This is a genomic window from Vibrio pelagius, assembly GCF_024347575.1.
GTDB lineage: Bacteria > Pseudomonadota > Gammaproteobacteria > Enterobacterales > Vibrionaceae > Vibrio > Vibrio pelagius.
Genome location: NZ_AP025503.1, coordinates 288,588 through 312,644 on the forward strand (window position 1 = coordinate 288,588; position 24,057 = coordinate 312,644).

Here is a 24,057-nt window from a genome sequence, read left to right on the forward strand (position 1 = left end):
TTATGACGATTAAGATATTACCAGCGCGCCTTGCCAACCAAATCGCAGCCGGAGAAGTGGTTGAAAGGCCGGCTTCGGTGGTTAAAGAGTTGGTTGAGAACAGTCTGGACTCTGGTGCGACCCGAATCGACATTGATATCGAGAAGGGCGGCGCTAAGCTGATTCGCGTTCGTGATAATGGTAAAGGCATCGTCAAAGATGAACTAGGGCTGGCGCTAAGCCGACATGCGACATCAAAGATTCATACCCTTGATGACCTTGAAGCTATCGTGAGCCTTGGCTTTCGTGGTGAAGCTCTTGCGAGTATCAGTTCGGTCGCGCGCTTAACCATGACTTCACGTCCTGCGACGCAAGATCAAGCGTGGGCAGCGTATAGTGAAGGGCGTGACATGGCGGTAAAATTACAGCCAGCGGCACATCCAATCGGTACTTCAGTCGAAGTCTTAGACCTATTCTTTAATACGCCGGCAAGACGCAAGTTCCTGCGTACCGAAAAAACCGAGTTCACCCATATTGATGAGCTCTTAAAGCGCATTGCCTTGAGTCGTTTCGATGTGACGATTAATTTGCGTCACAACGGTAAGATGGTGCGCCAATACCGCGCAGCTAAAACTGAAGTTCAAGCCGAAAAACGTATTGCGGCTGTGTGTGGTAATGCGTTTGTCCGTCATATGCTCAAAATTGAGTTGGAGCACCAAGGGCTTAAACTCCACGGTTGGATTACGACGCCAGAAGGTGCGAGACAGCAGAGCGATCTGCAATACTGTTATGTGAATGGTCGTATGATGCGCGACAAACTGATCAATCACGCGATTCGTCAAAGCTACGAGACCAGTCTACGTCCTGATCAATTTGCTACCTACGTGCTGTTTATTGAGCTCGATCCACATCAAGTGGATGTTAACGTTCACCCAGCTAAGCACGAAGTGCGTTTTCATCAAGCGCGCCTGGTGCATGATTTTATCTATCAAGCGTTAAGCGATGGGTTAGCGCAAACCAAACAGATTGAAGCGGCGCCACTCAATCAATCCGCTTTTCACCAAGCTGAGTCTGAATCGAGTGATGAAGCCACCGGTCACACTGAAGCTGTTAACCACTCAGAGGGTGTTGATACCTTTGTTTCGTCACAAGCCTCTAAACGGTCTTCGCCAACAGGTGCAGAACAAGCGTCTGAGCGAGCAAGAGAGGCGATCGACAAAACGCCGGCTTATCCAAGAAAAGCGGAATCAGAGCATGCTCAAGAGTCGGTTCAAGATCGCGCGCCGAGTTACAATCAGAGTCGTGCAAAAGCCGGTTCTAAACGAGAGGGCGAACCAAGCATAGGTTATGACTCTCGAAGTGGACAAGCGACCAACTTTACAGGCTCTCCGCGTCAGGAGTGGATTGAATCTCGTCCTGCTCCAAAACCTGATAAGCCTTCGAATCAGCATCATGCAGAGCCGGCACCGTCTAAGCGTGAAGTCAAAGCCTACAAAGAACTGCTGCAAACTCCCGAGTTTCCAAGTTCGACAGCAGGCGACAGTGCGCTTTCAAAAGATCCATCGTCGAGGGCAGCTCCTGTAGTTGAACACTCACCGGCTGAAAGACCGATCATTGCTGAGCTTGGTAAAGCGATCACTGTGGTTAATCAGCGGTATTTGGCAATGGGAAGTAAAAACGGGTGCTTATTGCTGTCTCTCGCCAAAGCAGAGTACTTGCGTGTGTTGGGGCAGCTCAATACTCAGCATGGACCATTGAAAAGTCAGCCGTTATTGGTACCGCTATCGATGAAAGTCGGCAGTGAATTGGTTGAGGTGATGAAAACAGTCAGCCCTCAACTGAACTTACTAGGCATAGAGCTTAAAGCCAGAAACAGCGAAGCGATCATGGTGATGGGAGTGCCATCACCTCTAAGGCAGCAAAACTTACAAACTTTAATCCCAGATCTGTTATCGTACGCGGCTTCGCTCGATATCCAACCCAATGATACTCAAAGTTGTATGCAACAGTTGGTCAATTGGATTGGTGTTCAAACCGCGCAGGTAAAAAGCGACTACACTTTATCTGAAGCGGTTCAATTAGTTGGGGAACTTGAACAGCTCTGGCATGGTCTACTTCCATTAGACGACCCTGAGTTTGTAAACCCAGTTGATTTTTCAGCGACCATTGCAGCGTTTACGGTTTAATTTATTGAGCTGCGCGGTCAGTTTGCGCAGCACTAAGCTCTGAAAAACAGAGCGCTTTAACAGAGAAGCAAAAACAAAATATCATGACTCAGAAACTACCTTTAGCACTGTTTTTAATGGGGCCAACCGCATCAGGTAAAACAGATCTAGCCATTCGCCTACGCCAGAAGTTCCCAGTAGAGATCATCAGTGTGGACTCGGCGTTGATCTACAAAGATATGGATATTGGTACTGCGAAACCAGACGCAGAAGAGTTAGCCCTTGCTCCTCATCGCTTGATCGATATTTTAGATCCGAGTGAATCCTACTCCGCGGCAGATTTTCGTCGTGATGCGCTCAAAGAGATGAACGACATCGCTGCGGCAGGAAAAATACCATTATTGGTCGGTGGTACTATGCTTTACTACAAGGCGTTGCTAGAAGGGCTATCCCCATTACCAGCGGCAGACCAAGAGATTCGTAAACAGATTGAAGCAGAAGCAAACGAGCACGGTTGGCAAGTTATGCACGATCAATTAAGAGAGATTGATCCAGTATCTGCGGAAAGAATTCACCCAAATGATCCACAAAGATTGTCAAGAGCATTGGAAGTTTTTCGAATTTCGGGTAAAACATTAACAGAGCTAACTCAAACGAAGGGCGATAGCCTGCCATTTCGTGTGAAGCAATTTGCTATAGCTCCCAAGGAAAGGGCTGAACTGCATCGTCGTATCGAACTGCGTTTCGAAAAAATGATAGAAGCAGGTTTTGAAGATGAGATGAAAGCGTTATACGCTCGAGACGATCTTCATCCTGATCTTCCATCGATCCGTTGCGTAGGATATCGTCAGATGTGGGACTATTTAGATGGGAATTGTGACTTAGATGAAGCGGTATTCCGCGGAGTCTGTGCAACCCGTCAATTGGCCAAGCGCCAAATCACCTGGTTACGCAGTTGGGATGATTTGACTTGGTTAGATAGCGAAAACATTGAACAAGCGCTAGAAACTCTTTCAGATGCAATAGCATCTGACTAGCATAGCTGTGTATAATGTGATCGCTTTTGCGTGAATATACTCTGGAAAGGATCCGTTATTGAGGCTTTTTAAACTTACAGCCTTTCAATAACAACGGAGTTTTTTTATTCGTTTAGCTCAGATGCAAAGGCCGCACCTTTTTGTGCACCACTAGCTAAATAATTACAACAAAATACAAAATAAGGAAAATAAAATGGCTAAGGGGCAATCGCTGCAAGACCCATTTCTAAATGCACTACGTCGTGAGCGCATTCCAGTATCTATCTACCTTGTAAACGGCATTAAGCTGCAAGGTCAGATCGAATCTTTTGATCAGTTTGTGATCTTATTGAAGAACACAGTAAACCAAATGGTTTACAAGCATGCTATTTCTACAGTGGTTCCTGCTCGTGCAGTTAGCCACCACAGCGGTGAGCGTGCACCTGCTGATCGTGCAGAGAAATCTGAAGATTAATCGTTCAATCAATACAGCTAAAGCTGTAATAAGGAGTTGGTTGCTTGTTTGACCGTTATGAATCCGGTGAGCGAGCCGTACTTGTTCATATCAACTTCACGCAAGAGGGTGAGTGGGAAGACTTAAGCGAATGTGAAATGCTAGTCTCCTCTGCGGGGGTGGAAACACTACAAGTGATTACTGGTAGTCGTCAGTCCCCGCACCCTAAATACTACGTCGGAGAGGGTAAAGCCCAAGAGATCGCTCAAGCCGTTCAGTTAACTGGGGCTGAAATTGTGATTTTTAATCACGCCCTCTCTCCTGCCCAAGAGCGCAACCTAGAGCACTTGTGTAAGTGTCGTGTGATTGACCGCACTGGTCTTATCTTAGATATCTTTGCACAGCGTGCGCGAACTCATGAAGGTAAGCTACAAGTTGAGCTTGCTCAGCTTCGTCATATCTCTACTCGACTGATTCGCGGTTGGACCCACCTTGAGAGACAAAAAGGTGGTATTGGTCTTCGTGGTCCAGGAGAAACTCAACTAGAAACAGATCGACGTCTGTTGCGTGACCGTATAAAAGCGATATTACGTCGTTTAGCTAAGGTAGCTAAGCAGCGTGAACAGGGCCGCCGTGCTCGTAATCGAGCTGAAATCCCAACCATTTCTCTTGTTGGTTACACCAACGCAGGGAAATCAACACTGTTTAACCAGATCACGCGTGCTGGTGTGTATGCAGCAGATCAACTGTTTGCAACGCTCGATCCAACACTGCGTAAAATTGATCTGACGGATGTAGGTCCGGCAATCCTTGCAGATACTGTAGGGTTTATTCGTCACCTACCGCACGATTTAGTCGCGGCATTTAAAGCAACGTTACAAGAGACGCAGGAAGCTGACATTTTGTTACATGTTGTTGATGCCAGTGATGACCGCTTTCGTGAGAATATTCAGGCAGTTCATGATGTATTAGAAGAAATTGATGCTCATGAGGTGCCAACCCTTGTAGTCATGAACAAGATTGACTGCATGGAAGACCAAAAACCTCGTATTGAGCGAGACGAAGAGGGCGCTCCTCGCGCTGTTTGGGTCTCGGCAATGGAAGGAGAAGGCATTGAATTACTGTTTGAGGCGCTGACAGAACGTCTAGCAAGCCAAATGGTTCAATATCGACTTTGCATTCCACCTCAACATCAAGGGCGCATTCGTAGTCTGTTTTTCCAGTTGAAATCTATTCAACAAGAAGAATATGATGAAAATGGTAACCTCTTGATAGATATCCGAATGCAACAAGTGGATTGGTCTAAACTAGAAAAAAGAGAAGGGGCACTCTTAGGTGACTTTATCGTTACCACAGAGACTGCTACAGTATAACGTCATATCAAATGATGGAGCTTTCTAATGGCGTGGAATGAGCCTGGAAATAACAACGGCGATAATGGCCGCGATAATGACCCTTGGGGTAATAAGAATAATCGCGGTGGCCGAGATCAAGGACCGCCAGACTTAGACGAAGTGTTCAACAAACTGAGTCAAAAGTTGGGTGGCAAGTTTGGTAAAAAAGGTGGCAACGGTTCATCTGCAGGTGGCGGTGGTGCAATTGGCTTTGGTGTCATTGCCGTTATCGCTATCGCGATCTGGTTCTTTGCGGGTTTCTACACCGTAGGGGAAGCAGAGAGAGCTGTGGTACTTCGATTAGGTCAGTTCGACCGTATTGAAGAGCCAGGTCTAAACTGGCATCCACGTTTCATCGATCAAATTAGCGATGAACAGCTGGTTAACGTTCAAGCGATTCGTTCACTGCGTGCTTCTGGCACCATGCTGACTAAAGACGAGAACGTAGTGACGGTTGAAATGGGTGTTCAATACCGCGTTTCAGACCCATACAAATATCTGTATCGTGTCACGAATGCGGATGACAGCTTACGCCAAGCTACGGATTCTGCGCTTCGTGCAGTTATCGGTGACTCGCTAATGGATAGTATCCTTACTAGCGGCCGTCAACAGATTCGTCAAAGCACTCAAGAGACACTGAACCGTATTATTGATAACTACGACATGGGTATCCTAGTTGTAGACGTTAACTTCCAGTCGGCTCGTCCACCTGAGCAAGTTAAAGATGCATTCGATGATGCTATCGCGGCTCGTGAGGATGAAGAGCGTTTTGAGCGTGAAGCAGAAGCGTACCGAAACGACATTCTTCCTAAAGCGACAGGTCGTGCAGAGCGTTTGAAGAAAGAAGCTGTGGGTTACTCAGAGCGCACTATCAATGGTGCACTTGGTCAAGTGGCTCAGTTTGAAAAGCTACTTCCTGAATACCAAGCAGCTCCAGAAGTAACACGTAACCGTCTGTACCTAGATACAATGGAAAAAGTGTACTCAAGCACGTCTAAAGTGCTGATTGACTCTGAATCGAGCGGTAATCTACTTTACCTACCGATTGATAAGTTAGGCGCTCAAGGTGGTTCTAAGTCGGGCTCTCGCTCTACTAAAGCGCCATCAGCTTATGATCAGATTGAGCTAGAAACTCAACCTGAAACGCCATCGAGCTCTCAGTCTCGTTCAGATAGCTCACGTCAAGGGAGATACTAATAATGCGTAAGTTAATGATCCCTGTATTGGTCGTTGCGTTAGCACTGATGCTGATGTCTGTGTTCGTTATTCCAGAAGGCGAGCGCGGTATCGTGATTCGTTTTGGTCGTGTATTGAAAGATAACAACGACATTTCTCGAATCCACGAGCCTGGTCTGCACTTCAAACTGCCACTGTTTGACCGTGTGAAAACACTAGACGCACGTATTCAAACAATGGATGGCCGCTCTGACCGTTTCGTAACGTCAGAGAAAAAAGACGTCATCATCGATTCGTACGTGAAATGGCGTATTCAAGACTTCGGTCAATACTACCTGGCAACGGGCGGCGGTAACGCACTAACGGCGCAAGCACTTCTTGAGCGTAAAGTGACAGATGTACTTCGTTCGGAAATTGGTTCTCGTGAGATCAAGCAGATCGTTTCTGGTCCTCGTAATAGTGATGTGCTTCCAGATTCAGCGGACAGCGACGTGGTAACCACGGTTGCAGCAGCTGAAGCTCTTGAGGTAGATGGTGAACGTGACAAGATCATGGAAAACGTTCTTACCGACACGCGTGAGAGTGCACTGAAAGACTTAGGTGTGGAAATTGTCGACTTCCGTATGAAGAAGATTAACCTTCCAGACAACATCAGTGACTCAATCTACAAGCGTATGCGTGCAGAGCGTGAATCGGTTGCTCGTAAGCACCGTTCTCAAGGTCGTGAGCGTGCAGAGGTTATTCGTGCACAAGCTGAACTAGAAGTAGCAACAGTACTGGCAGAAGCGGATCGTACTGCGCGTGTTACTCGAGGTGATGCGGACGCAGAAGCAGCGAAGATCTACTCTGAAGCATACAACAAAGATCCTGAGTTCTTTGGCTTTATGCGTTCACTGCAAGCTTATGAGTCATCATTTAGCGATAAGAGTGACATCCTAGTACTGGATCCGAAGACTGACTTCTTCCAATACATGAACAAAGCAAAAGGTGCACAACCTCAATAAGCCAACAGGCTGAATTGAACCTTTGCACTGCTAAGGCACAAAAACAAAAGGCTTCCACGATGGGAGCCTTTTTTGTTTGTATCGACAATCTAGATGTCTTTCAATCCTTCTCGAATCTCGAATCTCGAATCTCGAATCTCGAATCTCGAATCTCGAATCTCGAATCTCGAATCTCGAATCTCGAACTACCGATACGTCATAAACGCGATAACCGCGCCGGCTACCACTAAGCAACCACCAATACGTCGAAGCTGATTATCTGGTTGCTCGCTAAGCTGCGCCATCATGTTGCGCCAGCCTCTTGGAGCGATAAGTGGCCCTAAACCTTCGACGACCAAAACTAGGCCAATAGCCAACCAAATAGAGTGAGACATGATAGGTGCCTTGTGAGATAAAAAAGGAATAATATCAGTATCGTTGCGCATTTTGATAGCGCCTTGTATATGCCACTCGTGATCAAATCTCACGATTGTGAACAAAAAATGACTGCAAGAATTGTGATTCGGTGCTAGAATCCATTTTTAACTAGCAACAGATACTGGAAAGATGGGAAATAACGTAGTCGTTCTAGGCACCCAATGGGGTGACGAAGGTAAAGGTAAAATTGTTGACCTTTTAACTGAAGATGCAAAATACGTGGTTCGCTACCAAGGCGGTCACAATGCAGGTCACACACTTGTAATTGACGGTGAAAAAACCGTTCTTCACTTAATTCCATCAGGCATCCTGCGCGATAACGTTAAATGTGTTATCGGTAACGGTGTTGTACTTTCGCCTGAAGCACTTCTTAAAGAAATGAAGCCTCTTGAAGAGCGCGGTATCCCAGTGCGCGAGCGTCTTTTCGTTTCTGAAGCTTGTCCTCTAATTCTTCCGTACCACATCGCTATCGACAACGCGCGTGAAATCGCTCGTGGCGCGAAAGCTATCGGTACAACGGGTCGTGGTATCGGTCCAGCTTACGAAGATAAAGTTGCTCGTCGCGGTCTACGCGTTGGTGACCTTTTCGATAAAGAAATGTTCGCTGAAAAACTAAAAGAAGTAATGGAATTCCATAACTTCCAACTAGAGCACTTCTACAAAGCTGAGACAGTAAGCTACGAAGAAGTACTTGAGCAGTGCATGGGTTATGCCGATCTACTAACTTCAATGGTTATGGACGTAACTGACGAACTAGACGCAGCACGCAAGCGCGGCGATAAGATCATGTTCGAAGGTGCTCAAGGTACTCTACTAGATATCGACCACGGTACTTACCCATACGTAACTTCTTCTAACACGACTGCTGGTGGTGTTGCTGCAGGTTCTGGTTTCGGTCCTCGTCACATTGGTTACATCCTTGGTATTACTAAGGCGTACTGTACTCGTGTAGGTTCAGGTCCATTCCCAACTGAGCTTTACGATGGTCTAGACAAGCAAGACCCAGTAGGTAAGCACCTAGGTGATGTTGGCCACGAGTTTGGTGCAACAACAGGTCGTCTACGTCGTACAGGTTGGTTTGATGCAGTAGCAATGCGTCGCGCAATCCAAATCAACTCTCTAACGGGTATGTGTCTGACTAAACTAGACGTTCTTGACGGTCTAGAAGAGATCAAGATCTGTACTGGCTACAAGATGGCCGACGGTACTATCCTAGAAGTTTCTCCAATGGCTGCTGAGTCTTTCGAAGAAGCAACACCAATCTACGAAACAATGCCAGGTTGGTCTGAGACAACATTTGGTGCTAAGACAATCGACGCGCTTCCACAAGCTGCTCTTGATTACATCAAACGTATCGAAGAACTAACAGGCGTACCAGTAGACATCATCTCTACAGGTCCAGACCGTAACGAAACTATTATCAAGGTTCACCCTTACAGCGCATAGTGCTGATACACGAAAGTGTGTAGATAATAGAAAGTTGTTCGAAAGCCAGCTGAAATACGCTGGCTTTTTTGTGCCTACTATTTGGTGCTCGTTGACTATGCGTTGTGAGTGTGATGATCTTTTGTATGCTATCTGGCAAAGTATTGCCGATTGACGGCAAGTTTTGTCTAAAGCGATACGAGTAATTGCCGATACAGATATCATAGTGAGTAAAATGTAATTGAACTTGGATAATCCAAAGGCTCAATGCGTTTTTAAAACAAGATAATAGAGTGCAGGTATGAAGCTACGAACTGTGGCGGCTTCATTGATAATGGCGCTGAGCTCCTCCTTGAGTCATGCTAATTTGGCTGATGTCGGTGAGCCGGTACCTATATACACAGAAGCTGAACTGATCAATCTGATAGAGAAGAATCAACACCTTGAGCGTGTGAAAGCTGATAAGTGCCAACTGGTTGAAGATATTGTTGCGCGTGCGACACGTATCAGTTTGCCTTCTTATGAGTTTTTATACGGTGATATGCTGGCTTGGGGTGTATGTGTAGAGCAAGACGTTGAGCTTGGTCTGTACTACATGGAAAACGCTGCGCATCAAGGTCTGCCGGCCGCTTTAGAGCAGCTTGGCCGTTACTACTCGCGTGGTACCTTGGTTCAACAAGACAAAGAGCGAGCGATCCCTTATCTACGTGAAGCGGCATCTATGGGTAACCTTAATGCACGTATTCACTTAGCTGAACTTTTACTGCGCGATTACGGTAGCCCGCTAGATTATGAAGATGCGTACCGCTGGCTGTATAACTCCGTCACTGCCGACCAGCGTCAACACAAACGCATTTCTGTATTGAGAAGTGGGTTGGAGCAAAGAATGCCAGACAACATTATTGCTCGAGCCAAACGACGCGACGTTTTCTGGTAATAACGAATTCTAATCCTGTAATGATCTCTGCACTCATTATTACGGGACACCGAAAGATTACTGAAAGCTGAAAAGCCCTGCCTAATTGGATTAGTGCAGGGCTTTTTGCATTTAGATAGCCATGCTATTACGTGGCGAGATTATTGAACTACTTCACCTGACTCAACGACGGTTTCACGAACGACTTTAGTGAAATCCAATGCTTCTTGACGAATCTTATCTTCATCAACAGTGAGCATGTTGCGGTCTTTCATCAGCAGTTTACCGTCGACGATTGAGTGGCGAACGTTACCTGAGTTTGCAGAGTACACCAGTGCAGAGTATGGGTTGTAGACCGGTACCATGTTGGGTGCTTTGGTATCGATCACAATGATGTCTGCCAACTTACCAGTCTCTAATGATCCGATCTTATCTTCCATATGGAGCGCTTTTGCTGCGCCCATTGTCGCCATGTCGATCACTTTGATCGGTGGCATTGCTGCACGATCTTTGTTTACTAGTTTGTGAACCTTGGCAACTTGGTTGAATTCATCAATCGTGCTCAAGGTGTTCCCCGACATTGGACCATCAGTTCCTAGGCCAATACGCACTTCTTCGTCGTACATCTGCAAAGCAGGTGAGACGCCTTTCGCTGACTTAATGTTCGCGCTCATGTTGTGTGCAACGCCCATGTCAGACTCTTTCACTAGTTTAATGTCTTCGTCATCAACCAAGATCATGTGTGCGCCAACTAGGTTTTTATTGAGTGCGCCAATGCTATGCATGTACTGAACAGGTGATAGACCATCAGAGCGCTCGGCGATCTTCTCTTCTTCACGATGAGACTCTGCAAGGTGGATCATCACGGGAACATTCAGCTCTAGAGATAGCTTCGCCACTTTTTGTAGGATCTCTGTGGTGTTGGTGTAAGGGGCGTGCGGTGCGAACGCTGGGGTGATACGCGGGTGGTCTTTGTACTCTTCAATGAAGTTGAGTGCGTACTTAATTCCTTCTTCAGCATTGGCTGCATCCGCGACTGGGAATTTAATCACGGTCTCACCTAATATCGCGCGCATACCAATCTTATCGACGGTTTTCGCTACCTCGTCTTCGAAATAGTACATATCTGCGTAAGTCGTTACGCCGCCTTTCACCATCTCTACGTTACCTAGGTTTGCGCCAATACGGACCATATCGCGCGAAACCAGTTTTTTCTCCAATGGGAAGATATAGCGGTGTAGGCGATCAGGTACATCGTCCGCCAAAGAGCGGAATACGGTCATTGAAACATGGGTATGAGTATTGATAAGACCGGGCATCACGATATCACCGTCGACATCAAGCACTTGTTCAGCTTTATATAGCTTCTCTAGTGAAGCGTCGCCTACCGCGATGATTTTGTTGTCTTTAACCACTACCGTACCGTTTTCATATACAGTTTTATCTTGGTTCATGGTCAGAACCATGGCATCTGTGATCATCAGATCCGCTTTCTCCATCGCGTTACTCGACAACGAAAACAGAGAGAGACCCGCCATCGCTGATGCCATTAAGGTGCGTTTTAATTTCATATCAATACTCAGAACAGGAGTTGGTAAATGTTGCTGAATCATAGTGGATTTTATTGTTGTCGCAAACGTTTGTTTTATCGTTTGCGTAAAAACTGAAAGGTTCGACGTAATTACGATCGGATATTTCACATCATGAAGATTTGTATCAATTTCAGCTAATTTGTCGGTTTTCTAAAGCATATCTGTAGCTTACCTGTTGCATCGGATATAATAGATTTATATCCCTTCCTTGCATGAGCAGGCCCGCCTATGACCAAAAAGATACCGATGTCAGAAAATACGACAACCACAGCGAATGCTGACCCTTTTGCAGACCGAGAGTCGCAAAACTACGAGAACCCAGTTCCAAGTCGCGAGTTTATTCTTTCGTTTCTGACGGATGCGAATATTCCAATGAACCGCAACGATCTGTTCGATGCATTAGGTTTATCTGGTGAAGAGCAATATGAAGGCCTGCGTCGTCGTCTACGCGCGATGGAGCGTGATGGTCAATTGATCTTTACCCGTCGTCAATGCTACGCCCTGCCTGAAAAATTGGAGCTAGTGAAAGGCTATGTGATTGGTCACAAAGATGGTCATGGCTGGGTGCGTCCCGATGGTAGCACAGGCAAGGATGATGACATCTTACTGCCGCACCATCAGATGAAGACGCTAATGCATGGTGATTATGTATTGGCGCAGCCAACTGATAACAGTAAACGCGGTCGTCGTGAAGGTCGTTTAGTTCGTGTACTTGAAGAGCGTACAGCACCGTTAATCGGTCGTTTCTTCCTTGAGTACGGCCACTCTTATGTCGTCCCTGATGACTCTCGAATCAGTCACGACATTCTGATCCCAACCGAGCATAAAGGCGGTGCTCGTATGGGTAACGTTGTGGTGATCGAAATTATGGATCGCGGCGGTCGTTCACGCAATATGATGGGTAAGGTCATCGAAGTATTGGGTGAGAATATGGCACCGGGGATGGAGACTAAGATTGCGATTCATACGCACCAAATCCCTCATGAGTGGCCTCAAGCGGTTGAGAAACAGGTTGAAAACCTTGGTGAGCATGTACCTGAAGAAGCGAAAGAAGGCCGTGTAGATTTGCGCGAGTTGCCTTTGGTCACGATTGATGGTGAAGATGCGCGTGACTTCGATGATGCGGTTTATTGTGAAGCGGAAAAAGATGGAGGCTGGCGTTTATGGGTCGCCATTGCTGACGTAAGTTACTATGTGCGTCCAGATACCGCCCTAGATAAAGAAGCGATTAATCGTGGTAACTCGGTGTACTTCCCATCTCAGGTTGTGCCGATGCTGCCGGAAGTACTATCGAATGGCTTATGTTCATTGAACCCGCAGGTTGACCGCTTGTGTATGGTGTGTGAAATGACCATCTCAGAGAACGGCAAGTTATCAGGTTACAAGCACTATGAAGCGGTGATGAACTCGCACGCGCGCCTGACATACAACAAGGTAGGCGCCATTCTCGATGGTGATGAAGAGCTTCGTCAGCGTTACGAGAAAGAAGTCCCACACCTTGAAGAGTTGCATAAGATGTACAAGGTGCTTAAGCAGACTCGTGATGAGCGTGGCGCGATTGAGTTTGAAACAGTAGAGACCAAATTTATCTTCAATGCCGATCGTAAGATTGAGCGCATTGAGCCTGTGATTCGTAACGATGCACACAAGATCATCGAAGAGTGTATGATTCTGGCAAACATCGCTTCTGCCTCATTGGTGGAAAAAGCCAAAGAGCCTGCGCTATACCGAATTCACGAAACGCCTGGAGAAGAGCGTCTTGCGGGCTTTAAAGATTTCTTGAGTGAATTAGGCTTAAGCTTGGAAGGGGGGCTACAACCATCGCCAACCGACTACGCGCAACTGATGCGTCAAATTAACGAACGTGAAGATCGTGAACTGATTCAAACCATGCTGCTGCGCTCTATGAAGCAAGCCGTGTACAACGCCGACAACTGTGGTCACTTTGGCTTGGCTCTGAAGCGTTACGCGCACTTTACTTCGCCAATTCGCCGTTACCCAGACCTACTGCTACACCGTGCGATCAAGTACTTGATTGCTAAAGGCGAAGGCCGCAACACTGACCGTTGGACACCCACTGGTGGTTACCATTACTCGTTTGATGATATGGATTTCTACGGTGAGCAGTGTTCGACAACGGAACGTCGAGCCGATGATGCCACTCGTGAAGTATCGGACTGGCTGAAGTGTGAATACATGCAGGATCACGTTGGTGAAGAGATGCCGGGTGTGATTGCTAACGTGACTGGTTTTGGTTTCTTTGTTCGCCTAACAGAGCTGCATATTGATGGCCTCGTACACGTGACGTCACTCGCGAACGATTACTACCAATTCGACCCAATTGGACAGAGATTAATTGGTGAGAGTTCTGGTAATATCTACCGCCTTGGCGATTCAGTGAAAGTTAAAGTCTCTGCGGTAAACCTAGATAGCCGCCAAATTGATTTTGATATTGTCGACACTGACCGCAAGCCTCGTGGTAAAGGCAAAACCGCGAAGAAACGTGCAGCGGATGCCGCGAAAAAGGCGAAAAGCAAGAAACGCGCAGCGGTAAAAAGCCGCCGTCCGGGAAGCAGTGCTAAACCATTAGTTGAGCCGACCAAGCGCCCTGATGGTAGCAGTGAAGAAGAGACACGCAGTAAGAGAAAGCCGAAGCGCAAACCGGCGAGTACCGATAAGCCGAAAGCGAAAAAGAAGCGCACAGCAAAGCGTAAGCCAAAAGCGCCAAAGGCTTAACACAGGAGTAGGCAGAAGCAGTGCCTACTCGATATTGAATAGTGAATTAAGGAGAGGCGCAGTTTGCTCTCCTTAACGTAACAAACCGAACAGGTAGACAATGAGTAACGAATTTATCTACGGCATTCACGCGGTGAAGGCTGTACTAGAAAAAGATCCAGCGCGTTTTATCGAGGCTTATGTATTAAAAGGCCGTCAAGATGAGCGTCTATTACCGCTGTTAAACCAACTGCAGCAGTTTGGGGTGTCTATCCAACAAATGGGTCGTAAGGTGCTGGATGATAAAGCTCAAGGGGCTAACCACCAAGGTATCATTGCTAAGGTGAAACCCGCTAAGCAGCTGAACGAGAACGATCTTGATGACATTCTTGCGCAGCATGATCAACCTCTACTGCTGGTTCTTGATGGTGTAACAGACCCACACAATCTAGGTGCTTGTTTACGGAACGCTGATGCAGCTGGTGTTGCAGCTGTGATCGTACCGAAAGATCGCTCTTCACCGTTAACCGCGACAGTAAGCAAAGTAGCATGTGGCGCAGCAGAGACTGTTCCTCTAGTTCGCGTAACTAACTTGGCGCGTACTATGCGTGCGCTACAAGAGAAAGGCGTGTGGTTTGTAGGAACTGCGGGTGAAGCGACGCACGATATCTACCAAGCAAAACTGACGGGTCCATTAGCGGTAGTGATGGGGGCAGAGGGTGACGGTATGCGCCGCCTAACGCGCGAAACCTGTGATGACCTGATTAAGATCCCTATGGCGGGCAGCGTATCAAGCCTCAATGTGTCAGTGGCTTCTGGTATTTGTCTGTTTGAAGCGGTACGTCAGCGTTTAGCGCAGTAAATCGCTCATTGAATTGATTTATTTCTAACGCCCACCACATGCTGGTGGGCGTTTGTTTTCATCGAATTAAGGTAGATCTTGAGAGAACCGTGGGTGGCTAGAAAAACTGTTTCATTATTCGCCAAATACCACTTGCCAATACGGGGTTCTTTCTATAACATTTGCCGTCCTTAAAACTCAGTCAATTATCTTTAGTTCCTTGCTTCCTCTGGATGACTGAGCCAACTGTGGAAGCTAATAATCCGTAAGGAGCAACCAATGCGTCATTACGAAATCGTATTCATGGTGCACCCTGATCAAAGCGAGCAAGTTGCTGGCATGATCGAGCGTTACACTGGTTCTATCACTGAAGCTGGCGGTAAAATCCACCGTCTAGAAGACTGGGGCCGCCGTCAAATGGCTTACCCAATCAACAAGCTTCACAAAGCTCACTACGTTCTAATGAACGTTGAAGCTGGTCAAGAAGTGATCGACGAGCTAGAAACTGCTTTCCGTTTCAACGATGCAGTTCTACGTAACATGATCATGCGCACTAAAGGCGCTGTGACTGAGCAATCTATTATGCTTAAGCAAAAAGAAGAGCGTGCAGAGCGTGCTCCTCGTCGCGAAGAGCGTACAGAAGCTAAGCCAGAAGCATCTGCTGAGTAATTCTTTTTTGGCGTAAAGCCTTAAAAAATTCTCAACTTGTTTTAGGTTCTTGGTAATTACTTCGGTATTTATTGAAGACCGCTTTTTTAAATTTAAGATCAGGAGATAGCCCATGGCTCGTTTCTTCCGTCGTCGTAAATTCTGCCGTTTCACTGCAGAAGGCGTACAAGAGATTGACTACAAAGACGTAGCAACTCTAAAAAACTACATCACTGAAGCTGGTAAAATCGTACCTAGCCGTATCACTGGTACAAGCGCTAAGTATCAGCGTCAACTAGCTCGCGCTATCAAGCGTTCTCGTTACCTAGCACTTCTACCATACACTGACAAGCATCAGTAATTGGTAAGAGTTAATAAAAGTTTAAGAGGACTAAGATAATGCAAGTTATTCTACTTGATAAGATCGGTAACCTAGGTGGCCTTGGCGACCAAGTAAACGTTAAATCTGGCTACGCTCGTAACTTCCTTATCCCACAAGGTAAAGCAGTTATGGCAACTAAGGACAACGTTGCTATGTTCGAAACTCGCCGTGCTGAACTAGAAGCTAAAGTTGCTGAGCAACTAGCTGCTGCTGAAGCTCGCGCAGAGAAAGTTAACGCTCTAGAAGCTGTTGTTATCGCTTCTAAAGCTGGTGACGAAGGTAAACTATTCGGTTCTATCGGTACTCGCGACATCGCTGACGCTATCACAGCTGCAGGTGTTGAAGTTGCTAAGAGCGAAGTACGCCTACCTGAAGGCGCTCTACGTAACATCGGTGAATTCGAAGTAAGCATCCAACTTCACTCTGAAGTATTTGCTACTGCGAAAATCGCTATCGTTGCTGCTGAGTAATTTCAGTCAAAAGACGAATTCTTTCTTTTGAAAGTTTTAAAGCACCAGCTTCGGCTGGTGTTTTTTTATGTCTGGAATTTGAGAACAACGACCTGAAGACGTCTAAGACTTGCGATACATAAATGAGAGAGAACAAGGCGTCTAGGTAACCTATGATGATCTTTTTACCCTAAAACGGTTTCTACTGGGTTTAGAAGTGGAATAATAGGTTTACGGAAAGTACAGAGTCTGCTTTATCTAAGCCATTTGGTACTTTGTCGTGGTACTGACGAGAGTGTGCAATCTTGAGCGCGATGTTTTCGGTGATATCGTTTACTGCTTCAAGTTCTGTATCGAGCCTTAGGTTACTTCTGCCCGAAACCAGCGTCATATCGACATTGAAACTTAGGTTCGGCAAAGCCTGCCAGGTCGAATTTACGTTGCCTCGGAAAATACCCTCTTCGACGATCTCTGGAAAAATAATATCATCGTCATCGATTTCATCTAGGTTTGGCTCTTGGTAACGAAAACCAGGACCAACTTCAAACTCTAGAACGAAGGTTTCAGTATTTGAGAATTGATAACCTAAGCCTGTCGAAATCGTATAATCCTTGAAGTAAGCACTGTAGCGCGAGTCTACCCCTTTAAAACTTCCGTAAAGATAGGTTTTTGGGCTTAACTTATAGTCGCTCTGCGCGGTGTAAGTCGACTGTCTTTTGTCTTCTTCACCATCTTTATAGAGGTTGTAATACTTCCATTCACCTGTACTACGGTGACGCCCTTCAGTGTATTCCGCACTGAGTCGCGCATTGAGCGAGCGAGAGTCTGAATTACCGGTATGCGATTGGTAGCCAAACTCAACTTCCGTCGAGAGTGGATCTTCAGGTTCAGTGTCTGTGTCACTCGGCGCGATATCCATATCCACAACATCTGTTGCTACTTCTAATTGTAACTCTTCAGCTGACTCTAAAGGCTCAGCCACTTCTATGGAGTCAAGAAGCTTATCAACAGAGGATTCTGTGTCATTAGCTAAAACTAATGGAGTGCTCAGTAGGCCAAGGCTAAGAGCAAATAATTTGGACACGCATACCTCATTTGGACAGTGAATGAATGGGGAATCGTAATGCTAGGCTTGGTGATTTTAGTCAGCAATAAGTAAATTCTTACGTAAGACGAAAACAAACCGACTCCATAGCATTACAAATGAATGTTCTTGGGTATAATGAGCGGTCATTATTAGTTATTTGAGTGTAGTCATAGTGGATACCAGAAATCAGAAATCAGCCAACGATCAGGTGGACGCGATTAAAGTCCCGCCCCATTCATTAGAAGCTGAGCAATCCGTGATTGGCGGCCTGTTGCTGGACAACGAACGCTGGGATACGGTTGCTGAGAAGGTTGTGGCGAAGGACTTTTATAGCCGTCCGCACCGTTTGATTTTCGAAGCGGTGAAAGACATTCTAGAAGAAAGTGCCCCTCTGGATCTCATTACACTCTCAGAACACTTAGAACTGCGCGAGCAACTAGAAGAGGTGGGTGGCTTCGCTTACCTTGCAGATCTCGCGAAAAACACCCCAAGTGCGGCAAACATTAACGCGTATGCCGATATCGTTGCGCAGCGTGCTCTGGTTCGCAGCCTGATTGGTGTTGCGAATGAGATCGCCGATTCTGGTTATGACCCGCAAGGTCGCACATCAGAAGACTTACTTGATCTTGCCGAGAGTAAAGTATTCGCGATTGCGGAAGGTCGTGCGAGTGAGAACGAAGGCCCCCAAAACGTAGACAGTATTCTAGAGAAGACGCTAGAGCGTATCGAGATCCTATATAAAACGCCACAAGATGGTGTGACGGGTGTCGATACCGGTTTTAATGATCTCAATAAGAAGACCGCAGGTCTGCAGGGCTCAGATTTAATCATTGTCGCGGCGCGTCCATCAATGGGTAAAACCACCTTTGCGATGAACTTGTGTGAAAACGCAGCGATGAAGCAAGACAAGCCAGTGCTTATCTTCTCACTAGAGATGCCAGGCGAACAGCTAATGATGCGTATGCTGGCGTCCCTTTCTCGTGTAGACCAAACCAAAATTCGTACCGGTCAGTTGGATGATGAAGATTGGGCTCGAATCTCTTCGACTATGGGTATTCTCATGGACAAGAAGAATATGTACATCGATGACAGTTCAGGTCTAACACCCACCGAAGTGCGTTCACGTGCGCGTCGTATTGCTCGTGAACACGACGGTCTTTCAATGATCATGATCGACTACCTTCAATTGATGCGTGTACCGTCTCTTTCTGATAACCGTACATTGGAAATTGCTGAGATCTCTCGCTCTCTCAAAGCTCTAGCGAAAGAGTTGAATGTTCCGGTTGTGGCACTGTCTCAGCTTAACCGTTCCCTTGAGCAGCGTGCTGATAAGCGTCCGGTGAACTCGGACTTGCGTGAATCGGGCTCGATTGAGCAAGATGCCGACTTAATCATGTTTATCTACCGTGATGAGGTTTATAACCCAGACAGCGCACTAAAAGGTATCGCTGAAATTATCATAGGTAAGCAGCGTAACGGTCCGATCGGTTCGGTTCGTTTGACCTTCCAAGGTCAGCACTCTCGATTTGATAACTATGCAGGCCCTGCATTTGATGATGAGTAACGCTCAATGACGTATATGAAAGCGGCAACCGCAAGCATTGATCTCAATGCACTAGAGCACAACCTTCGTCAGATAAAGTCGAAGGCTCCTCAATGTAAAGTGATGTCGGTAGTCAAAGCCAATGGCTATGGTCACGGCTTACTGCAGATTGCGAAACACTCTAACAATTCCGATGCGTTCGGCGTCGCTCGTATTGAAGAAGCGTTGCAGTTGCGTGCGGGCGGTATTGTGCAACCTATTCTACTGCTTGAAGGCTTTTATACTTCAGGTGATTTACCGATCCTTGTTGCGAACAATATACAGACCGTGGTCCACTGTGAAGAGCAGCTAATCGCACTAGAAAACACCCAGCTTCAAGCGCCGGTCGTTGTCTGGTTGAAGGTAGACAGTGGCATGCATCGATTGGGAGTTCGCTCTGAACAGTACCAAAACTTTGTAGAACGTTTGCATCAATGCCCGAATGTCGCTAAACCACTGCGTTACATGAGTCATTTTGGTTGTGCGGATGAATTAGATAAAGACACCACACCGCAGCAGACTGAACTCTTTCTGTCGTTAACAGAGGGCTGTGAGGGTGAGCGTTCTTTAGCGAACTCGGCAGGTTTGTTAGCATGGCCTGAAAGTCACCTAGATTGGGTGCGTCCTGGAATTATCTCTTATGGTGTTTCTCCGTTTATTGAGCAGACAGCACAAGATCTGGGCTTTCAGCCTGTGATGACTCTGACCTCACATCTGATTGCAGTTCGTGATCTCAAAGCCGGTGAGAGCGTTGGTTATGGTGGAAACTGGACCAGCGATCGCGATACCAAAATGGGTGTGATTGCTATTGGTTATGGTGATGGTTATCCGCGAACCGCACCTAACGGTACACCAGTATTCATCAATGGTCGTAGGGTGCCGATTGCTGGTCGTGTCTCTATGGATATGCTGACGGTTGATCTCGGTCCAGATGCCGCTGATCAGGTAGGTGATGAAGCAATCTTATGGGGTAAAGAACTCCCTTCAGAAGAGGTGGCGTCTCACATTGGTACGATCGCTTATGAACTGGTTACCAAACTCACCTCACGTGTTGAGATGGAGTACGTGAAATTGTGAGTAGTAAAAAAAGGTGGTTTGCCAGTGCTATCACGCTGGCGGCCTCACTGGTTTTTACGTCCGCTCAAGCCTCCAGTCAACCAGAGAAACAACCTAAAGACTCTGCGTTTGTTCCCTTCTACTTCAGCACTGAAACTATGGGCAATACCTTTGGTGGTGCTGGTGTCGCAAAAGGGGTAGGGCAGCCACAAGCCGCCCTGTTTGGTACTGCTCTTTATTCCGATAAAGACAGCTATGTCGTCTTCTTGTCCGCTTTTAACTATGCGTTATCGCAGAGTCTCCTGTTTAGTACTCAAATGTACCAAGCTCGTTTTAATGACAACCCGTATTATCTCGGTGAACAGGGCAGCAATGGCTCTTCCGATCTGGATAACACCGTCACTGACGGCTACGAACAGAACTACCAAGCGGAGTTTAAATATCTGCTGCCTTGGGGCAATGTGGCTGAGCATGGTTTGCTGGGCGCGTTTCAGCCGATTAAAAATGTCAGCTTTGCCTCTCCATTAGAGTCTGGTGTGAGTTCGATTCTTTTTACACCGTTTTACACCTCTCGTGATCTCAAAGAGCTCAACCAAACCGAGAAAGCCACCGGCTTCAAGTTAAGCTTTGATTGGGATAACCGAGACAGCACTCACAACCCGACTAAAGGCTCTCACTCTTTGCTAGAGCTGACCACAGGCGCTGACGATTGGTCCGAAGATGACCCTTGGTTTAAGTGGTCATTTCAAAACAGCCAATACTTCGCATTAGGCCCACTTGGAGATTGGTTTGATCAACAAGTCCTCGCATTTGACTTCTATACTGCGGATACACCAACGTGGGATGACTGTTCTGATCAGGTGTGTGCTCGTCCGCCTGAAACGGAACAAGCACGCCTTGGTGGTCTATATCGACTTAGAGGCTATACCGGTGGTCGGTTTCATGGTCGCTCTGCGGTTCATTACTCCGCGGAGTATCGAGTATTACCTGAATGGCAGCCATTGGAAGATATTCCTCTGATTAATTACTACGATCTACCTTGGTGGCAGTGGGTTGTTTTTGCCGAAGCAGGGCGAGTGGCCGATGAGTACGATGTAAAAACCCTGCACTCTGATATGAAGTGGAGTTTAGGTGGAGCGGTACGCTTTCAGGTAGAGGGCGTCGTGGTACGAGCTGAATTAGCCCGCGGCGGCGATGAAGGCACCTTTAGGATCATGATAAACCAACCCTTCTAAAGTGTATTTTTTCGCGCAATTGAGCCTAAAAAAGCTTTTGGCCTATGGTAGGTCTAAAGCACTAGTAATAAGAGCGGTTGAGGGACATACCACTCTTATTATCGTGTTGTCTGTGCTACTCACCTTGAATAGTCACAATCACAGTACGGCTCCCACCGAAATCACGGTGTTCACCTAAGTAAATGCCCTGCCATGTTCCTAAAGCTAATCGACCATTGGTAATCGGGATTGTCACACTATTGCCCAGAAGCGATGCTTTAATGTGAGCAGGCATGTCATCGTCGCCCTCATACGTATGACGATAGTAGGGTGCTCTTTCAGGTACATAACGATTAAAATGCGACTCCATATCCGCACGTACGGTAGGATCAGCATTCTCGTTAAGGGTTAAGCTTGCAGAGGTATGTTGGATAAATAAGTGTAATAAACCAACAGTTGGACAATTAATGTCGTTGATGTGTTGTTCAATTTCATCAGTGATGAGATGAAATCCACGCTTTCGTGCATTGAGGTGAATAGTCTTCTGAAACCACATATAGCATCCTCTATAATGTATTTGGCAAAAAAGCGGTTTAACGCTATCTTTTGAACTTGAATTTATAAGGTTTAGTTCACACTTCTACAGTGTATAACCGAAATCAGCGTCAGTGAGTGGTTCACAAAAACGAACCGTGATTTATCTCAAGGCGCTGATGATTATATACGGCATAATACGTCGTGAAAAAAAATTACATAGAATCTTTCAGTGATGATGAAATCTTTGTCGTCACCGAGTCATAGAGCTTTTGCCTAATCGGGGGTTCTCTTATCACATTAATGATATTGAGAATAAAACCTAAAGTAACATCGGGATAGTTACCATGTTGAAAAATATCAACCCAACGCAAACACAAGCGTGGAAATCTCTAACTGCACACTTTGAATCTGCTCAAGATATGGATCTAAAAGAGCTATTCGCTCAAGATGCAAAGCGTTTTGATGCGTTCTCTACTCGCTTCGGTTCAGACATCTTAGTCGACTACTCTAAGAACCTTATCGATGCAGAAACAATGCAGCACCTATTCGCACTTGCTAATGAGACAGAAGTGAAATCTGCAATCGAAGCAATGTTCAAAGGTGACGCAATCAACCAAACTGAAGGCCGTTCAGTTCTTCACACTGCTCTGCGTAACCGCAGCGACAAGCCAGTAATGGTTGATGGTAAAGATGTAATGCCTGCTGTAAATGCTGTTTTGGCAAAAATGGAACTCTTCACACACCGCATCGTATCGGGTGAGTGGAAAGGTTACACAGGTAAAGAGATCACTGATGTTGTAAACATTGGTATCGGTGGTTCGGATCTAGGTCCATACATGGTGACGGAAGCTCTAACACCATACAAAACCCGTCTAAACATGCACTTCGTTTCAAACGTTGATGGTACTCACATCGTTGAAACACTGAAGAAAGTAAACCCAGAAACAACACTGTTCCTAGTAGCTTCTAAAACGTTTACCACTCAAGAAACAATGACCAATGCACACTCTGCACGTGATTGGTTCCTAGCAGAAGCGGGTGATGAAGCGCATGTTGCTAAGCACTTCGCAGCGCTATCTACTAACGCAACGGCAGTCGCTGAGTTTGGTATCGATACAGACAACATGTTCGAATTCTGGGACTGGGTTGGCGGTCGTTACTCTCTATGGTCTGCAATCGGTCTATCGATCTCACTGTCTGTCGGTTTCGACAACTTTGTTGAGCTTCTTGAAGGTGCTCACGACATGGATAATCACTTTGCTTCAACTGAGTTTGAAAGCAACATTCCAGTTATCCTTGCGCTAATCGGTATTTGGTACAACAACTTCCACGGCGCTGAGTCTGAAGCAATTTTACCTTACGACCAATACATGCACCGTTTTGCTGCGTACTTCCAGCAAGGTAACATGGAATCTAACGGTAAGTTTGTTGACCGTGACGGTAACCCAGTGGAATACCAAACCGGTCCTATCATCTGGGGTGAACCTGGCACAAACGGCCAGCACGCTTTCTACCAGCTGATTCACCAAGGTACTAAACTGATCCCTTCTGACTTCATTGCTCCAGCAATCAGCCACAACCCAGCCTCTGATCACCACCAGAAGCTAATGTCTAACTTCTTTGCTCAAACTGAAGCACTAGCATTCGGTAAGACCAAAGAGACAGTAGAAGCTGAATTCCTAGCAGCAGGTAAAACAGCGGAAGAAGTGGCAGAACTGGTACCATTTAAAGTGTTTGAAGGTAACCGTCCAACAAACTCTATCCTAGTTAAGCAAATCACGCCTCGCACTCTGGGTAACCTAATCGCGATGTACGAGCACAAGATCTTCGTACAAGGTGTTATCTGGAACATCTTCAGCTTTGACCAATGGGGTGTAGAGCTTGGTAAGCAACTCGCGAACCAAATCCTACCTGAGCTTGCAGATGACGCAGAAGTGACATCTCACGATAGCTCAACTAACGGTCTAATCAACGCATTTAAAGCGCTTAAAGCTTAATTGCGTTGAAC

At 46.4% G+C, this 24,057-nt stretch carries 21 protein-coding genes; 17 read left to right on the forward strand and 4 right to left on the reverse strand.

The features are described from left to right. The first annotated feature begins 2 nt into the window (after positions 1-2). The 6 genes from mutL to hflC all read left to right on the forward strand — a co-directional run bounded on the left by mutL (position 3) and on the right by hflC (position 7,188). Entirely contained in the window at positions 3-2,165 is a 2,163-nt protein-coding gene (gene mutL / locus vsple_RS01365) for a DNA mismatch repair endonuclease MutL (RefSeq protein ID WP_261882472.1), read from the forward strand. Positions 2,166-2,248: 83 nt separating this feature from the next. Then, a complete protein-coding gene (gene miaA / locus vsple_RS01370; protein ID WP_261882473.1) occupies positions 2,249-3,181 on the forward strand; it encodes a tRNA (adenosine(37)-N6)-dimethylallyltransferase MiaA in 933 nt (310 codons plus the stop codon). A 193-nt stretch (positions 3,182-3,374) separates the two neighbouring features. Further along, entirely contained in the window at positions 3,375-3,635 is a 261-nt protein-coding gene (gene hfq, locus vsple_RS01375; protein ID WP_255231596.1) for an RNA chaperone Hfq, read from the forward strand. Positions 3,636-3,679: 44 nt separating this feature from the next. Next, a complete protein-coding gene (hflX, locus tag vsple_RS01380; RefSeq protein WP_032551490.1) occupies positions 3,680-4,987 on the forward strand; it encodes a ribosome rescue GTPase HflX in 1,308 nt (435 codons plus the stop codon). Positions 4,988-5,014: 27 nt separating this feature from the next. Next, entirely contained in the window at positions 5,015-6,205 is a 1,191-nt protein-coding gene (gene hflK / locus vsple_RS01385; protein ID WP_255231595.1) for an FtsH protease activity modulator HflK, read from the forward strand. Positions 6,206-6,207: 2 nt separating this feature from the next. Further along, positions 6,208-7,188 (forward strand): protease modulator HflC, encoded by a 981-nt coding sequence (gene hflC, locus vsple_RS01390; RefSeq protein WP_255231594.1) that lies wholly within the window; start codon positions 6,208-6,210, stop codon positions 7,186-7,188. 185 nt (positions 7,189-7,373) lie between these two features. Here hflC and vsple_RS01395 read toward each other — a convergent pair whose 3' ends face one another. Next, positions 7,374-7,562, reverse strand: coding sequence for a DUF2065 domain-containing protein (locus vsple_RS01395; protein WP_032549906.1), 189 nt, complete (start codon positions 7,560-7,562; stop codon positions 7,374-7,376). A gap of 172 nt (positions 7,563-7,734) precedes the next feature. On the opposite strand from vsple_RS01395, the gene vsple_RS01400 reads away from it, so the two are divergent. Together vsple_RS01400 and motX are read left to right on the forward strand one after the other, a co-directional pair. Beyond that, positions 7,735-9,051, forward strand: a complete 1,317-nt coding sequence (locus vsple_RS01400) for an adenylosuccinate synthase (protein WP_255231593.1) — start codon at positions 7,735-7,737, stop codon at positions 9,049-9,051. Between the two features lie 280 nt (positions 9,052-9,331). Beyond that, positions 9,332-9,967 carry a flagellar protein MotX gene (motX, locus tag vsple_RS01405; RefSeq protein WP_150872908.1) on the forward strand — a complete coding sequence of 212 codons (636 nt, stop codon included), beginning with the start codon at positions 9,332-9,334 and terminating at the stop codon, positions 9,965-9,967. Positions 9,968-10,107: 140 nt separating this feature from the next. Here the strand turns inward: motX and vsple_RS01410 are convergent, their stop codons facing one another. Beyond that, complete coding sequence (locus tag vsple_RS01410; protein WP_261882474.1) at positions 10,108-11,517, reverse strand: amidohydrolase; 1,410 nt, start codon at positions 11,515-11,517, stop codon at positions 10,108-10,110. Between the two features lie 249 nt (positions 11,518-11,766). Here vsple_RS01410 and rnr point away from each other — a divergent pair, with 249 nt between their 5' ends. From rnr to rplI, 5 genes are all read left to right on the forward strand, one after another. Further along, on the forward strand, positions 11,767-14,274 hold the full coding sequence (gene rnr / locus vsple_RS01415; protein WP_261882475.1) for a ribonuclease R: 2,508 nt from the start codon (positions 11,767-11,769) through the stop codon (positions 14,272-14,274). A 100-nt stretch (positions 14,275-14,374) separates the two neighbouring features. After that, entirely contained in the window at positions 14,375-15,115 is a 741-nt protein-coding gene (rlmB, locus tag vsple_RS01420; RefSeq protein ID WP_255231589.1) for a 23S rRNA (guanosine(2251)-2'-O)-methyltransferase RlmB, read from the forward strand. 258 nt (positions 15,116-15,373) lie between these two features. Beyond that, complete coding sequence (gene rpsF, locus vsple_RS01425) at positions 15,374-15,763, forward strand: 30S ribosomal protein S6 (protein WP_255231588.1); 390 nt, start codon at positions 15,374-15,376, stop codon at positions 15,761-15,763. 112 nt (positions 15,764-15,875) lie between these two features. After that, complete coding sequence (gene rpsR / locus vsple_RS01430) at positions 15,876-16,103, forward strand: 30S ribosomal protein S18 (protein ID WP_000090472.1); 228 nt, start codon at positions 15,876-15,878, stop codon at positions 16,101-16,103. A 38-nt stretch (positions 16,104-16,141) separates the two neighbouring features. Then, positions 16,142-16,594: a 50S ribosomal protein L9 gene (gene rplI / locus vsple_RS01435; protein WP_255231587.1), complete on the forward strand. Its 453-nt coding sequence runs from the start codon at positions 16,142-16,144 to the stop codon at positions 16,592-16,594. Between the two features lie 190 nt (positions 16,595-16,784). On the opposite strand, the gene vsple_RS01440 is transcribed toward rplI, so the two are convergent. Continuing rightward, positions 16,785-17,657 (reverse strand): DUF481 domain-containing protein, encoded by an 873-nt coding sequence (locus vsple_RS01440; protein ID WP_261882476.1) that lies wholly within the window; start codon positions 17,655-17,657, stop codon positions 16,785-16,787. A 175-nt stretch (positions 17,658-17,832) separates the two neighbouring features. On the opposite strand from vsple_RS01440, the gene vsple_RS01445 reads away from it, so the two are divergent. From vsple_RS01445 to vsple_RS01455, 3 genes are read left to right on the forward strand one after another with little or no spacing between them, the layout of a single operon-like run. Beyond that, positions 17,833-19,224: a replicative DNA helicase gene (locus vsple_RS01445; RefSeq protein WP_261882477.1), complete on the forward strand. Its 1,392-nt coding sequence runs from the start codon at positions 17,833-17,835 to the stop codon at positions 19,222-19,224. 6 nt (positions 19,225-19,230) lie between these two features. After that, positions 19,231-20,319 (forward strand): alanine racemase, encoded by a 1,089-nt coding sequence (gene alr, locus vsple_RS01450; protein WP_261882478.1) that lies wholly within the window; start codon positions 19,231-19,233, stop codon positions 20,317-20,319. Further along, positions 20,313-21,533 carry a BamA/TamA family outer membrane protein gene (locus tag vsple_RS01455; RefSeq protein ID WP_420833793.1) on the forward strand — a complete coding sequence of 407 codons (1,221 nt, stop codon included), beginning with the start codon at positions 20,313-20,315 and terminating at the stop codon, positions 21,531-21,533. The genes alr and vsple_RS01455 overlap by 7 nt, the downstream gene beginning before the upstream one ends. 115 nt (positions 21,534-21,648) lie before the next feature. Here vsple_RS01455 and vsple_RS01460 read toward each other — a convergent pair whose 3' ends face one another. Next, a complete protein-coding gene (locus vsple_RS01460; protein ID WP_255231584.1) occupies positions 21,649-22,068 on the reverse strand; it encodes a secondary thiamine-phosphate synthase enzyme YjbQ in 420 nt (139 codons plus the stop codon). A gap of 325 nt (positions 22,069-22,393) precedes the next feature. Here vsple_RS01460 and pgi point away from each other — a divergent pair, with 325 nt between their 5' ends. Further along, positions 22,394-24,046 (forward strand): glucose-6-phosphate isomerase, encoded by a 1,653-nt coding sequence (gene pgi / locus vsple_RS01465; protein WP_261882479.1) that lies wholly within the window; start codon positions 22,394-22,396, stop codon positions 24,044-24,046. The last annotated feature ends 11 nt before the right edge of the window (positions 24,047-24,057 follow it).

Coding starts and splice junctions, on each gene's coding strand:
- mutL (WP_261882472.1), top strand. CDS start 3: ATGACGATTAAGATATTACCAGCGCGCCTTGCCAACCAAATCGCAGCC.
- miaA (WP_261882473.1), top strand. CDS start 2,249: ATGACTCAGAAACTACCTTTAGCACTGTTTTTAATGGGGCCAACCGCA.
- hfq (WP_255231596.1), top strand. CDS start 3,375: ATGGCTAAGGGGCAATCGCTGCAAGACCCATTTCTAAATGCACTACGT.
- hflK (WP_255231595.1), top strand. CDS start 5,015: ATGGCGTGGAATGAGCCTGGAAATAACAACGGCGATAATGGCCGCGAT.
- hflC (WP_255231594.1), top strand. CDS start 6,208: ATGCGTAAGTTAATGATCCCTGTATTGGTCGTTGCGTTAGCACTGATG.
- vsple_RS01395 (WP_032549906.1), bottom strand. CDS start 7,562: ATGTCTCACTCTATTTGGTTGGCTATTGGCCTAGTTTTGGTCGTCGAA.
- vsple_RS01400 (WP_255231593.1), top strand. CDS start 7,735: ATGGGAAATAACGTAGTCGTTCTAGGCACCCAATGGGGTGACGAAGGT.
- motX (WP_150872908.1), top strand. CDS start 9,332: ATGAAGCTACGAACTGTGGCGGCTTCATTGATAATGGCGCTGAGCTCC.
- vsple_RS01410 (WP_261882474.1), bottom strand. CDS start 11,517: ATGAAATTAAAACGCACCTTAATGGCATCAGCGATGGCGGGTCTCTCT.
- rnr (WP_261882475.1), top strand. CDS start 11,767: ATGACCAAAAAGATACCGATGTCAGAAAATACGACAACCACAGCGAAT.
- rlmB (WP_255231589.1), top strand. CDS start 14,375: ATGAGTAACGAATTTATCTACGGCATTCACGCGGTGAAGGCTGTACTA.
- rpsF (WP_255231588.1), top strand. CDS start 15,374: ATGCGTCATTACGAAATCGTATTCATGGTGCACCCTGATCAAAGCGAG.
- rpsR (WP_000090472.1), top strand. CDS start 15,876: ATGGCTCGTTTCTTCCGTCGTCGTAAATTCTGCCGTTTCACTGCAGAA.
- rplI (WP_255231587.1), top strand. CDS start 16,142: ATGCAAGTTATTCTACTTGATAAGATCGGTAACCTAGGTGGCCTTGGC.
- alr (WP_261882478.1), top strand. CDS start 19,231: ATGACGTATATGAAAGCGGCAACCGCAAGCATTGATCTCAATGCACTA.
- vsple_RS01460 (WP_255231584.1), bottom strand. CDS start 22,068: ATGTGGTTTCAGAAGACTATTCACCTCAATGCACGAAAGCGTGGATTT.
- pgi (WP_261882479.1), top strand. CDS start 22,394: ATGTTGAAAAATATCAACCCAACGCAAACACAAGCGTGGAAATCTCTA.